Consider the following 13,886-nt stretch of genomic DNA (forward strand, 5'->3'; position numbering starts at 1 on the left):
TTCTCTCGACGATAAACGAATCTATTTGTTGGGCTCAGCCGCTCAGCTCGGTCCCACCGGTGTGTTTTGTTCGATTCGGTCGCTCAGCTCGACCACACGGGGGCGCGACGCTCGACGAACGCCTTCGCGCCTTCCTGGTAGTCGCTCGCTGCGAGCACGTGCTTGACGGCATCGTCCTGCGTGGCGCGGAGATCGGCTTCGCAAAGATCGGCTGCGTATCGCGTGACACGCAGGCTCTCGCGGACTGCAATCGGCGAATTCGCAGCGATGCGGGCTGCGATGGCCAGTGCCTCCTCGCGCTCCGCTCCCTTCGCGGTGATACGGTTTATGAGGCCGGCCTCGTAGGCACGCTTTGCACTCAGCGGTTCGCCCGTCACGACCATCTCGATGGCGAGGGCTCGAGACAGCCCCCGAGTGATGCGGTACGCGCCTCCGGCGCCAGCGATGAGTCCCCGCTTGACCTCGGGAAGCGCGAAGCTCGCCGCTTCGCTCGCCACGATCATGTCGCACGACAATGCGATCTCCACGCCGCCTCCCGCGGCGGGGCCCTGCACAGCGACGATCCAGGGTTTCGATTTCTTCGCGTACACGAAGCCCGCGAAGCCGCCGTCCGGTGTCACTGTTTCCCACATTTTCCCGGCGGCCACTGCCTTGAGATCGAGGCCCGCACAGAAGACGTCTCCCGTCGACGCGAGGACCGCAACGCGAATCGATTTGTCTTCTTCGATCTGCTTTGTGAAACGCTCGATCGCCAGTGCGACAGCGCCATTCACCGCGTTGCGCGCGGACGGACGATTCAACGTCACTAACGCGATGTGCTCGTCGATGCGCTCAAACCGGACCTCATCTTCGACTGCGTTACTCATGCCTCGGATCTCCAGATAACCAATCCATCCAGCGCCTCGATCTCATTGCCCCTCACGAGCAACGGGTTGACTTCGAGCGAATCGAGCTTCGGGCCCAGCGCAAGCGCGGCGTTGCCGATGTTTACGATGACGTCGGCGAGGCGATCGAGGTCGGTCGCGGCGGAGTTTCGAAAGCCTTGCAAGAGCTTTCGGCCACGCAGGCGGAAGAGCATGTCGAGCACTTCGGTGCGCTCGACCGGCAACGCCGCGATCGCAACGTCCGCCAATAGCTCGACCAGTACCCCGCCGAAGCCGATCGTTATCGTTGGACCCCAGGTCGGGTCGTGCCGGACACCGACGAGCAGTTCGACTCCACCCTGTCGCATCGGTGAAGCAATCACCCCTTCGATTCGCGCCTCGGGTTTGTGGGACTTCACGGCTTTCAATATTTCGTCGTAGGCGGTGGCGGCCTCGGCCGCAGCGACATTGAGCCGCACGCCACCGACCTCGGTCTTGTGCGCGATGTCGGGCGAGAGAATCTTCAACGCCAGCGGCCCGCTCATTCCAAGCGACTCCGCTTCGCTACGCGAGCGGACGATCTTCGCCGGGATCACCGGCACACCGTGGGTTGCGAGAAAGTCGAGGACCGCTCGTTCGTTCGAGAGGCCAGGCATGGACGTGCCGCCGCGCTCACTCGAAAGGCCAGGCATGGGCATAGCACCGCGCTCGCTCGAGAGGCCGGACATAGACGTGCCGCCGCGCTCGCTCGAACGGCCAGGCATGGTCGCGGTATCGCGCGTCTTCGTGAGAACCGGCGCAGGTAGGGCGGCTCGAGCATCGGCGGACGGCAACAGTAGCGATTGTGACGGCGTTGCGACTCGTTGTGACCACCACGCCGCCTTACCCACAGCTCGCAACATCGGATCGATGCCGCACACCACATGTGGCAGATCGTGTTCCGCAATCATGCGCCGAGTAACGTCAGTGAGCGTCTTGACGGTCGTCAGCACCATCACAGCCGGCTTACTTATTTTCTTCACCGCGCGCCCGATGGCAGCGAGACCCGCCGGCAGCGCCACTGCCCCTTCAACGGTCGGGACGCCGATATTGACTCCGACGATGCCGATGCCGGGCGCGGCGGCGGCAACGGGAATCAGCCGCTCCAGCAAAGAGGGATCGCGAACCGCCGCGCCCGTGACATCGAGCGGATTCATCGAAGAGGCGAAGTCCGCAATCAAAGTCTTCAGAACAGCCGTCGTCTCGGCAGGAAACTGAGGAACATTAGCGCCAGCAGCTTCCGCCCCGTCCGCAACGAGCGTGCACGCGCCGCCCGAGATTGAAATGAAACCCAGCCCCGGCGCGGGCAGCGGACCGGTCGCTGCGAGCAGGCCAGCAGTGACAATCAGATCCTCAACGGAATGCACGCGAATCACACCGAGCCGTTCGCAGATCGCATCGAAGACTTTGTCGTTACCAGCGAGCGATCCCGTGTGCGCCTTCGCAACCTCACCCGCGAGCTCACTGCGACCGATCTTGAGCATCACGACGGGTTTGCGCCGCACGCGGCAGCGCTCCGCCGCCGCGGCGAAGACGGCCGGATTGCGGATCGATTCAGCGAACACAGCAATCGCGCGCGTGTCGTCGTCATCGACGAGATAATCGATCACATCGGCGAGGCTCAGCTGCGCCTCATTGCCAGTCGCCGCGACGAAGCTGGTGCCGATATTCTGACTATGCGCGAACTCGTTGAGCTCGCTCGCGGTCGCCCCACTCTGAGAAACGATAGCGATGCGGGGAGCGAGTAATGGCAGCACCGCCGGCACAGACGACACCGGAGTGCGAGCGCTGACGTTGTTATAACCGAGCGAGTTCGGCCCCCAGATATTCATTCCGAGCTCGCGCGCCCTGTCGAGCAGTTGCTGCTGTAACACCGCACCCTGCTCGCCGATCTCCGCATAGCCCGAGGTGAGAATGGCAGCATTGCGAATGCCCGCAGCAGCCGCATCCTCGAGCGCTTCGATGACCGCGGCTTGCGGCACGAAGATAAACGCCACATCGATATCGCGCCCGATATCGCGACAGGATCGATGACCTTTGAGGCCCATGACGTCGACACCGTTGCGATTGACGGCACATACAAAGCCGTCGAACGCGAAGTCGCGCAGGTTCTGCATGATGAAGCCGGTCCACGCGGACTTCTCAGTCGCGCCGACGAGCGCGATGCTGCGCGGACGAAACAGTTTGGTCAGCCGATGCTCACGCCCGTGAGAGCTGTCTGCTCGGCCGCTACCAGTGTGGCTACTGTCGGCGCGCGAACCATCGGGGCTGGAATTGCCGACGCTGGATTCATCGATGCTGGCATTCATCTCGCGCACCTCAACTCTCAATCGTCGCCGCCAACCGCTCGACCGCATCCGCGAACTCCTGCTGGAACTCGCGGACTACCGCGGCAGCGGGACGCACGGCATCGATGAGGCCGACGCCCTGGCCCACCCAATAACTCACGAGTTCCTTCGCGGCCGCGTTGCCTGAATCCGCCGCCTTGTCGATGCGAGCAAACGTGGGAATGCTGATCATGGCCATGATGGGCATCGGCAACGCGCCGGGACTGTCCGGCCCGTCCCACGCGTCGTGCCAGCTCGATTTCAATTGACGGCTCGGCTTGCCGGTGCGCGACTTCGAGCGAATCGTGTCGCGCGAGTTCGCAGAGATCATTTTTTGTTTGAATGTTTCGGACGTTTCCGCCTCGGCAGTCGCGAGCCACACGGAGCCGGTCCACGCACCGGCAGCCCCCATCGCCATGCAGCCGGCCATCTGCGCGCCGTTCATGATGCCGCCCGCGGCGAGCACGGGAACGTCGCGAATGGGCTTGATCGCGCGGAGCACTTCGGGCACGAGAACGAGCGTCGAGACCTCACCGCAATGACCGCCCGCCTCTCCGCCTTGCGCGATCAATAGATCCACGCCCGCCTTCACCTGACGGACCGCATGTTCCTTCGCGCCGACCAGTGCGCCAACCGGAATGCCATGGCGCCGCGCACGCTCAATCATCGATGGCGGAGCGATGCCCAGCGCGTTGACGATGAGCCGGATCGGATGACGAAACGCGACGTCCATCAGCGCCTCGCCCACTTCCGGCAGCGTCGCGGGCGGCAACTTGTCGACCACGTCTTCGGGTTGCACGGTGATGCCGTGCTTACGTAACAGCCCCACAGCGAAGTCGATGTGTTCCTTCGGGACTTGCGCAGCGAGTGAGGCCATGTCCGTTGCCGGCCCGAAGGACTGATGCTCTGGCACGAGGATGTCGATTCCGTACGGCATCCCGTTCACATGCTCATCGATCCATTTCAATTCCCGCTCGAGCGATTCCGGGGTGAAGCTGCTGCCACCGAGCACACCGAAACCTCCGGCACGGCTGACGGCGGCAACGACGTCTCGACAGTGACTGAAAGCGAACAGCGGAAATTCCGCGCCGACCAGACTCTTGATAGGTTCCATCGTTTTATCGCCCCATTCCCAGACCACGCTGCGCAATGATGTTTCTCTGAATCTCGTTACTGCCGCCGCCGACCACGTACATGATGGTGCTCCGGAGCAGCAGCTCGATCTCGCCGTCGGCCGGGACCTCGGACGTGCCCTGACCGAGCAGCGCAGCCGTGCCGAGCAGATCGAGCGCCGACTCGCACACCGACTGTGCGAGCTCACTTGCGAAAACCTTGGCCATCGCAGCTTGCGCAAGCTGTGCGGGGCCCGTCGACGTAGGCGCAAGCGACTGCGCGACGAGCAAACGACTCGTGACCATCTCCGCCGCGAGTTGCCCGATGCGATCGCGGGTGAGCGATTCCTGCTTGAGCTGCGGCCGCTGCCGCACCGACTGTGCGATCGACCCGAGCAGTGCCTGCACTCGAATAGCGAGGCCACCCATCGCGATACGTTCGTTGGCAAGCGCGCCCGCGAGGATCGACCAGCCCGCGTTCTCCTCGCCCAGTCGCGAATCGACCGGCACGCGCACGTTGTCGAAGAAGATGCTGCAGAACTTCTGTCCATACATCGCTTCCATTGGATGCACGGTGATGCCGGGAGTGTTCATGGGCACGATGAACAGGCTGATGCCCGCATGTCTCATCTTTGGATCTGGATGCGTCCGCGCCGCCAACAGCATGTGCGAAGCGCGCTGGCCATCGGTGGTCCAGATCTTTTGCCCGTTCACAATGTATGTATCGCCCTCACGAACCGCGCGTGTTCGCAAGCTGGCGAGGTCGGAACCTGACTCGGGCTCGCTGTAGCCGAGGCATCCGGTCACCGTGCCGGCGCGCATCCCTGGCAGCAGCGTTTCTTTCAATGTCTGCGAGCCGTGCGCGATGATCTCCGGCGCCATGATTCGGCAACTGCAGATCAGCGAATGATCGGTGGCGCCGGCTTTGAGCAGTTCTTCGGCGTAGGCAAGCTGTTCAAACGGAGTTGCGTCGAGCCCGTCAGCGGCTTTCGGCCAGTTGAGCGTGCTCCATCCCGCACGGCCCAATCGCCCGGCGAACTCCAGATCCCAGACACGATCGCCGACCGAGCGGGCCCGCGATGCATCTCGCTCTTGCGACGACCAGTTCTTCGCAAGCCACGCGCGAAAGCGCGCACGGAACAGCGCGACAGGATCGTCGGCGTGACTGAAGAGCGCATCGACGCCCGCTGCGTCTTCCAGAACAAAGTCGGCAACGTCCGTCCTCGCCTTGCCCACGCCGCCGAGGCGTACCAGATCCGCGTGCACCCGCCGAAACAACGCCGGCGCTGGATGCTCTTCCGAGAATCCAATGGCGCCGAAACAATGCTGAGTCTCCAACGCGACTTTACGCAACGAGCCGGCGGCAAATGCCGTTGCGGACGCCGCCAGCGCACGCCAGTTCGCAGCGCCTTCATCGTGCGCGCGGCCTGCAGCGGCGAGCTGCAAGCGACAGCCTTCGAGCGCCATGTGGCTATTTGCCATCTTGTGCTGGAGCGCCTGGAACGACGCGATGGGTTGTCCGAACTGCTTGCGCTCCTTGCCGTAACGAAGGAACGACTCAAAACCTTCCACCGCGGCACCATAGGCGCGGGCCGCCCAACCGAGACGCACGATAGCCAAGAGCTCGGCACATTGTTCAGACGTCAACTGACGCGCGCGTGCCGGCGACCAGAGATGCAGATTGGCGAACCCAGGCGCAAGGGCCGGCGTCGACTCCAGCGATGCGCCCTCGGCGCCGCGCTTCACAGCACATAGATAACGGTCGTCGGTGAGTACCAGCCACTCGTCTGCGTCGGCCGCGCCTTCGACGAAGCGCGCGATGCCCAGCACCCGCTCCGGCTCGAACACCAGATTGCCGGAATGTTCTTTTCTACCGAAGGTACCGACCGCGAGCGCCAGGCGGGAGCTCGACGCAGTCAGTCCGCGGCCATATCGGTTTGCAATCGACGATTCGAGCACGGGTAGCACCGACGCACGCCGCCCCATCTCAGTCATCACGATGAGCAAGTCCGCGAGCGAATCGGAATGTTCGCCCGAGAAGAAACCGGTGAGCCCCTGCTCGATGACGTTGGACCAGAGCGCTTCGCCTGCGAGCATGCGCCGAATGGATTCTGCGAGCAGCTCCGAATGCTCGTCCTGCTTCATCACATCCGCCTCCAGTAGCGATATCCGTCGTCCGCCTGCACGCAGACGCCGTGCGACCCCACAGGCTCGACCTCGCCCGACACGAGGAACTGCAGACCCGCCTGATCGTCCTGGGGAACGCGACACACGAAGCGCCGCTCGTCGGGCGCACGCGCGACGATCGTGCCGAAACTCGGGCGCCCATCGCGCCCGTACGGCACGGAATAGGCTTCGATGCGCCCCGGCCCCACATACTCTTCATCGAATACCGGCGCGGGTCCGCGACGACTCTGTGCATCGGCTTCGAAATCGAAATCGCGTGGTAACGTCGCAGTGGGTTCGCGAGAAAGCACGATCGAATGGTTGTGGGTCGCGAAGCCGCCATTCGCGAAAATGAAGCCGTGCTTGCCGCCCGAGCGCAGCTTGCGAGTCATCATGACGATGGCGTGCATCATGCAATTGCCGATGGGACCGCCGCCGAAACTGAGCCCGCCATACACGCTGGGCGAGCGCTCGAGCGGCCAGTCGAGGACGCGTCGGGCCATCTTTGCGACGCACGGAAAACAGTTATACAACTCGACGTAATCGAGGTCGGTGGCACGAAGTCGATTGAGCTCGAGCGTCTTGCCGATCGAGACCTCCATCGCGCGGGAGTGAACATAGGAATCGCGCGCGAGGAAATCTTCGCTTTCGCTGGCCGCCGCGCCAGCACCGACATGGACGATGCGATCCTCGGCGATGCCCATGCGACGCGCGCGATCGAGACTCGTGACGAGTACAGCGGCCCCCTGGTTCACCGCGCTGTTCGCGACCATGAGCTTGGTGTATGGAAACGCGATCATGCGATTGCGATCGGACACCGTCGCAATCTGCTCGGCCGTCAGCGGCTCGCGAATAATTGCTCCGTCATTCTCGGCAGCGGCGCGCGAGTACGCAGCCCACATTGCGCCGGTTTCGTGTCGCGCCTCCGCGAAACTTTGTCCCCACGCGGCTCGCGTGGCCGACTCATACAACGGATAAACGTCAGTGGGCGTCGTCAGCCCGTACTTGCGCAAGAACGGCTTGACGGTCGCGTCGAGCAACTGTCGCATGGCGTTCTGCGACTTTCCGCTCTCCGCGGCGCTACGTTTCGCAGCAGTGCGCAGCGCTTCGCCGCCCACCAATGCAGCGACTTCGATTTCTCCGGACGCGATGAGATTGGCCGCGTGATTCAACAGATAGACGGGACCGTCCCCGCTGGGCTGCGGTGTGAGTAACGAAGACTTCGGTGTCAGCCCCGCCGCCTCGATCAGAGGCGGCAGGAACGGCTCGGTGCCCGGCCACGGCGCGACACTGCCACTCATGTGATTCTCGACCCCGAGGAAGTCGAGCTGCGTCAGCACGCCGCCGCCCGCATCGCGATCTGCGTTTGCCAATGCGGCTCGTATCAGATCGATGACGTCGAGATCGGTCAGATCGTTGATCTGACCGACGCCGACGATGACCGGAATCCTGTTGGCTTGCATCGGATCAGAACTTGAACTGGCCCTGGAACAGCACCTGACGGCTGCGGTTCGCGAGCCCGAGCAGTTGCACGGTCGATCCCGCCGCGGCCGGCGAGCCCGGCTTTTCGGCGACATACGACGTGTAGAACTCGTTCGAGAGGTTCTTGCCGATCAACGAGAGCTGCCAACGCTCGTCCGCGGGACCGAAGCTCAGATTCGCATCGAACAGCCAGAACGCCGACTGGTCGCCGAACGGATTGCCGTTGTCCGCAGCGATGTAGTCGTCGCTGAAGCGCGCGTTGCCGGCGATGGTGAACGTGTAGTTGGCACCGAGCGGCAGCTTGGCGTCGAAGCCGGCATTCGCTGTGAAATCCGGGGCACGCGACAGCGGCTGACCCGAGCGCTGCCAGGAGAACGTGCCGTTGCCGTTCGGAACGTTGCATCCCTGGGCCGCGGTCTGCCCACCCCAACACTGCGCGAGGTAGTCGTCGAAGCGAGCTTTGTTGTACGCCGCCCCGCCGTTGAGCGTCAGCCAGTCGAGCGGCTTCGCAGACACCTCAGCCTCGATGCCTTTGATCGTGGCCGAGGCCGCGTTCGAAATGATGAAGCTGGTGGTCGCCGCGTTGAACGCTGTGACTTGCAGGTTGGTGTAATCGTATGTGTACACGTTGCTCGTCAGCACCACGCGGCCATCGAGCAATCGCGATTTCACGCCACCTTCGAAGCCGTCGATCTCTTCGGACTTGAAGCGGATCGAATCGACGGTGATGGTCGCCGGCACCAGATTCGTGCTGATGCCGAAGCCGCCGGACTTATAACCGGTCCTGTAACCGACATATGCAGTGAAGTCCGCGGTGGGCCGCCAGGTCAATGTTGCTTCAGGAGACAGGTTGTCGTCCTTGAAGTTGTCCGTGAACATCTTGCCTTGAGGTGCGAGTGCCGTGCCCGAGAGGGGCGGATGCACCCAGGCGTTGGTCATCCACGAGTCCTTCTCCTCGTGCGTGTAGCGAACGCCGCCTGCCAATTCCAGGTGATCCGTGATGTCCCAGGTAAGCTGACTGAATGCGGAGATCGTCTCGCCCTTGGTGCTGCCCGGCTTCTCCCAGGTGTGATATTTCCCGGTGGCGGCATCGACCGGCAACGGCGCGATCAGCACGGTGTTGGTGAAATCGAGCGTCGTGTCCTGATAGTACGCGCCGAGCATGAAGTTGAGCGGCGAGTCGAACTTCGAGAACCACCTCACCTCCTGGCTCAGCGATTCGAACTTCTCATGCTCGGCCGCGTCGTACGCCATGTAGACGGTGCCATCGTAGTTGTCGAAGTATTGGGTGTCGCTGTTGAAGTAGCCCGTCACGGACGCTGCGCCAAAGCGATCTCCGACGTAATTGATGGCCAGACTGCCCAGCGTCATCTTGGTGTCGGTGTACGGGAACTGTTCGGCGGTCGGCCAATTGTTGGCATAGCCGTTGGGCAAGCCGCCGTTCGAATACCTGCCGTCGAGCTTACAGTCGCCGTACGGATCGACAGCCGGCGTGGGAATGCCGGCGTAGACGACGACCGGCGTGGCGTAAGCACCGCAATTTATAACTTCCTGTCCCGCGGACGGGCCGTCGTCGGAGTGCTTCATGCCGGCGAGCTTCAGCTCGGCATTGAAAGGACTGCCGTCCGGATTCCACGCGAGGCTGACGCGACCGAGAAAATTCTTGTCGCCGGGCCGATCGGTGTCCGGCGCCTGCGGCAGATTATTGGGGCCGGCGAAAGGCGAGCTGTTCAGTTGCCCTGCCGTGTTTCTCAACCAGCCGTCCATCTCGCTGTAGCGCAGGGCGACGCGGCCGGACAGGGAATCCGTGAGCGGACCGGAGACCACGCCCTCGGTGATGTATTCGTCAGCTTCGAACTCGTAGCCCGCGCGAACGTAACCTTCGAAGCTGCTGGTCGGCGATGCCGAGGTCATGTTGATGACGCCCGCCGGACTGTTCTTACCGAAGAACAGCGCTTGCGGACCTTTCATCACTTCGACCTGCTTCAGATCGAGCATGCCGAAATCGATGATACGAGCCCGACCGGTTTGCACGCCGTCGACGTTGACCGCAACGGCCTGATCGAAGCCGGCGTTCGACGGCGAGGAGCCGATACCACGCAGCACGATGACGCCACCGCCGCCACTCGAGGAGCGATCGATTGCCAGTGACGGGACCTGTCGCGCCAGATCGCGGGCATCTCTCGAGCCGAAGGTCGTCAGCTGTTCGGCAGTGACCGCCGATACCGCGACGGGAGCTTCGAGCAGGCTTTCCTCTCGTTGGCGCGCCGTCACGATGACTTCTTCCAGCGGCGCGTCGGCCGAACCGCCTTCGGCCGCTAGCGGTGCCGAGATCGGCGCCGATCCCACCGCGCATGCCACGGCCGACGCGATCAACGCACCGGCCCGCTGCGATCTGAATTTGTTCTTGATGTTCACGATTACTCCCCCATTCCAGCTGACTTATGTATCGCCTAGAGCAGTGTCATCAGTCCGGCACACGCGCGATCGATGATTCCCTGCGACGACGGGATCGCGCGCCTGAGCATCGCGATGCCGTGGATGTGACCGGGGGCCTCGATGAAATGCACATCGACGCCCGCCTTCGCGCAGCTCGCGGCGTAGCTGCGCCCTTCGTCCCTGAGCGGATCCAAGCCGCAAGTGAGCAGCACCAGTGGCGGCAGTCCCTCGAACGATTCGGCGAGCAACGGCGAACAGCGCCAGTCCCGCCGTTGCGCTCGATCGGGCACATAGCTGTCGATGAAACATTCCATATCGGCCGCTTCGAGCAGGAAGCCCGCGGCGCATTCCGAATACGATCCGCCGCGTCCTGCGACATCGACCACTGGATACAGCAGTAACTGAGCAAGCACGCCGCCCTCGCGTCGAAGCTCGTGCGCGACAGCGGCCGCGAGCCCGCCGCCTGCGCTATCGCCAGCGACGATGACGCCACGTGTGCCTGCCGCCGCGAGCACGAGCTTCGTCGCGGCCAGCGCATCCTCGTAGGCCGCTGGAAATGTGGCCTCGGGCGCGAGCCGATAGTCGACGCTCACCAGCCGCAGCTTCGTGCACGCCGCAATGGATCGACACAGGCTGTCGTAACTATCGAGATCGCCGGTGGTCCAGCCACCGCCGTGAAAATAAACAATCGTCGGCCCCGCTACGGCGATTCCCGGCGGGACAAAGACGCGCGCCGCCAGTTGGCGAGTGCGGTCGATGTCGAGCACGATGTCTTCGCTCTCGACTGAAAGATCGGCAGGCAAGTCGACGGCGGCAGCCAGCTGACGTACAGCGGCACGCGCGTCGGCTACTGAGAGCGAGCGAAACGGCGGCTGCCCCGCGATCATGTCGAGGAACGCACGCACATCCGGAGCGACTGATTTGGAGTGAGCCACGCGAGCCTCAAGGATTGCCGAGCGCGACGTATACGGCTTTCGATTCCAGAAAAGCCTTGAAGCCTTCGTCGCCCATTTCGCGGCCGATGCCCGATTCTTTGTAGCCGCCGAACGGCATGGATGGATGCGTCACGCCGTAGCAATTGATCCAAACATTGCCGGCGCGCAACCGGCTCGCGAGCGTATGCGCTTTGTCGAGGCTGCTGGTGAAGATGCCGGCGCCGAGGCCGTAGTTCGTGTCGTTCGCCAGTGCGACCACTTCGTCGAAATCGTCGAACGGCGTCGCGACGACCACTGGCCCGAAAATCTCCTCACGCGCCATGCGTGCCCCGGCGGTGAGATTCGTGAAGACCGTGGGCTCGATGAAAAATCCATCGCCACTCACGCTTCTACCGCCGGTGACGACCTTGCCCCCTTCGTGCTCGCCCAGCGCGATGTAGTCGGCGACGCGCTTCAGCTGCTTTCCGGAAATCAACGGCCCGATCTGATTCTCCGCGTCCAGCCCCGAGCCCACCTTCAGCGACTTTGCAAAGTTCGCGACGCCTTCGACAACGCGATCGAACGAGCGACGCTGCACATAGAGACGCGAGCCCGCGAAACACACCTGACCGGAATTCGCGAAGATCGCCATCGCGGCGCCCGGAATCGCCCGGTCCATGTCCGCATCGTCGAAGACCACGCAAGGCGATTTTCCGCCGAGCTCCAGCGTCACGCGCTTGATGCTATCGGCTGCGGACTTCAAGACATGTTTGCCGGTCGCCGTGGATCCTGTGAAAGAAATCTTGTCGACGCCAGGATGCGCAACGAGCGCGGCGCCGGCATCGCCAAAGCCCGTCACGACGTTGAGCACACCCGGTGGAAGCCCCGCTTCCAACACCAGCTCGCCCAGTCGTAGTGCCGTGAGTGGCGTATCTTCGGCCGGCTTGACGATGCAAGTGCAACCGGCCGCGAGTGCCGGCGCCACTTTGATCATGAAGGTGGCGATCGGGCCGTTCCAAGGAATGACCAGGCCGACAACGCCTACCGGCTCCAGCGCCGAATAAGAATGGAATCGAGCGCCGTCTCCGGACGTTACCGCCGACGTGTTCTGACCGATCACACGGCTCGTCATTCCCGCAAAGTGCCGAAGCCACGCGGCGGAAGCGCTGACGCCCCACTGCGCGAAGCCCTTCGGCATGCCGTTGTCGAGCACTTCGAGCTCGACCAGCTCTTCCATGTTTTGTTCGAGCAGATCGGCATATCGCAACAGCAACCGGGCTCGCGCAGCCGCTGACATGCCGCGCCATTCGTTGCTTTCGAACGCAACGCGCGCAACGCCGACGGCTCGATCGATATCTTGGCTGCCCGCCTTCGCCACGGTGGCGATGACCTGACCGGTGGCGGGATTGCGTGTCTCGAAACGCTCGCCAGTGATGGATCCAGGACGCACATCCCCGACGAGCAAGCCATGCTCGCGCTCCAGGAAGCGTCGTGCCGCCGACGATTGCAGCAATGATCCGACTGCTCGCGTGCTCATCTTTCCCCCTCCGCCGATCATCGTCTTGCCAGTGGCAAATCAACGACTCTCTTTCCCTGTCCCGACCTCGTCCGTTCTGCGCAGACGATGGCGTGATCCGTTCGTTGTCTTTTCGACGAGTCAATTTCTAACTCATCTGCATCGGCCAGGTCAAGAAAAGTATAACGCGATGCAATTTTGATAGTCGTCGACATCGACGCGGCGAAACAGGGATTTTCTCGATGAAACTGAATGTTTGGAGGACGCGCTCAGCCGGCGTGTTGGCGCGGCTGGGCGGCTATCTTTCGATAGGTGCGTTGGGTTGGTGGAAGTGCATTGACCTGGGCGGGTCGCTCGACGTAGCTGACGAAGGCTTCGCCATCAACAGGCCTACGACGGAAATAGGCGGTACTACAGAAAGCTCACGTCGATCCGATCGACGTTCATCTTGACCATCTTCTGATCGAGGTAGCCGAACTCACGCAGCAGGACGTCGTCTTCAAAAGCCAACGCTGCTACTTCCAATCACTTGCCATCCATCTTGCCAGTGATCGAGTAGCCCAAAGTCTCTCCGATACGCACAACGGAAGGCGTTGCTCCCTCTGCCGCCGGAACAACGACACATTCGTTCACAACTCCAATACTTGAGCTCGATACATGATCGTCCCGGACCATTGGGAATTTGGTGGGAACGGAGTTGCTTTCACACCCTACGTACGCCTCGACTCATCTTTCATTGTAGAAAATCGGCTTCCAAAGAATTCTCCGCGCGTACTCGCGAGCCTCGTCCTCCGAGTCGACGTCGAATACTTCGTATTCCTGATTCGAGAGCATTTCCCTCCAGGAGAAGTCGGGGGCGGCGAATGCCAGTTGCAGCTCCTGCTTCAGCTTTTCCAGGTCCCCGCGGGTGGCAGATCGCTGATAGAAGCGTATCGCCACGTCTTCGGATAATCCATCCTCTACGTTGAATGCGGTCCTCAGCATATGGCGGATAGTTGGGAAGCGGCTCATGGTCTGACTGCTCGGAA

At 62.5% G+C, this 13,886-nt stretch carries 9 protein-coding genes; all 9 read right to left on the reverse strand.

The window, feature by feature from the left end; translation table 11 throughout:
* Positions 1–83: 83 nt before the first annotated feature.
* On the reverse strand, positions 84–866 hold the full coding sequence (locus tag ACFPN2_RS26525; RefSeq protein ID WP_380602265.1) for an enoyl-CoA hydratase-related protein: 783 nt from the start codon (positions 864–866) through the stop codon (positions 84–86).
* The gene (locus ACFPN2_RS26530) at positions 863–3,211 is read right to left on the reverse strand and encodes an acetate--CoA ligase family protein (protein WP_380602267.1); all 2,349 of its coding nucleotides are present in this window, start codon (positions 3,209–3,211) and stop codon (positions 863–865) included. The genes ACFPN2_RS26525 and ACFPN2_RS26530 overlap by 4 nt, the downstream gene beginning before the upstream one ends.
* Positions 3,212–3,221: 10 nt before the next feature.
* Positions 3,222–4,343, reverse strand: coding sequence for an NAD(P)H-dependent flavin oxidoreductase (locus tag ACFPN2_RS26535; protein ID WP_380602269.1), 1,122 nt, complete (start codon positions 4,341–4,343; stop codon positions 3,222–3,224).
* A 4-nt stretch (positions 4,344–4,347) separates the two neighbouring features.
* Positions 4,348–6,486 (reverse strand): acyl-CoA dehydrogenase family protein, encoded by a 2,139-nt coding sequence (locus tag ACFPN2_RS26540; protein ID WP_380602852.1) that lies wholly within the window; start codon positions 6,484–6,486, stop codon positions 4,348–4,350.
* Positions 6,486–7,970, reverse strand: coding sequence for an acetyl-CoA acetyltransferase (locus ACFPN2_RS26545; RefSeq protein ID WP_380602271.1), 1,485 nt, complete (start codon positions 7,968–7,970; stop codon positions 6,486–6,488). The genes ACFPN2_RS26540 and ACFPN2_RS26545 overlap by 1 nt, the downstream gene beginning before the upstream one ends.
* A 4-nt stretch (positions 7,971–7,974) precedes the next feature.
* Positions 7,975–10,407 carry a TonB-dependent receptor gene (locus ACFPN2_RS26550; RefSeq protein ID WP_380602273.1) on the reverse strand — a complete coding sequence of 811 codons (2,433 nt, stop codon included), beginning with the start codon at positions 10,405–10,407 and terminating at the stop codon, positions 7,975–7,977.
* Positions 10,408–10,442: 35 nt separating this feature from the next.
* Positions 10,443–11,363 carry an alpha/beta hydrolase gene (locus tag ACFPN2_RS26555; protein WP_380602275.1) on the reverse strand — a complete coding sequence of 307 codons (921 nt, stop codon included), beginning with the start codon at positions 11,361–11,363 and terminating at the stop codon, positions 10,443–10,445.
* A 7-nt stretch (positions 11,364–11,370) separates the two neighbouring features.
* Positions 11,371–12,879, reverse strand: a complete 1,509-nt coding sequence (locus tag ACFPN2_RS26560) for an aldehyde dehydrogenase family protein (RefSeq protein WP_380602276.1) — start codon at positions 12,877–12,879, stop codon at positions 11,371–11,373.
* 705 nt (positions 12,880–13,584) lie between these two features.
* Positions 13,585–13,869 carry a hypothetical protein gene (locus ACFPN2_RS26565; protein WP_380602278.1) on the reverse strand — a complete coding sequence of 95 codons (285 nt, stop codon included), beginning with the start codon at positions 13,867–13,869 and terminating at the stop codon, positions 13,585–13,587.
* Between the last annotated feature and the right edge of the window lie 17 nt (positions 13,870–13,886).

This window comes from Steroidobacter flavus (assembly GCF_042651805.1).
Classification (GTDB): Bacteria; Pseudomonadota; Gammaproteobacteria; order Steroidobacterales; family Steroidobacteraceae; genus Steroidobacter; species Steroidobacter flavus.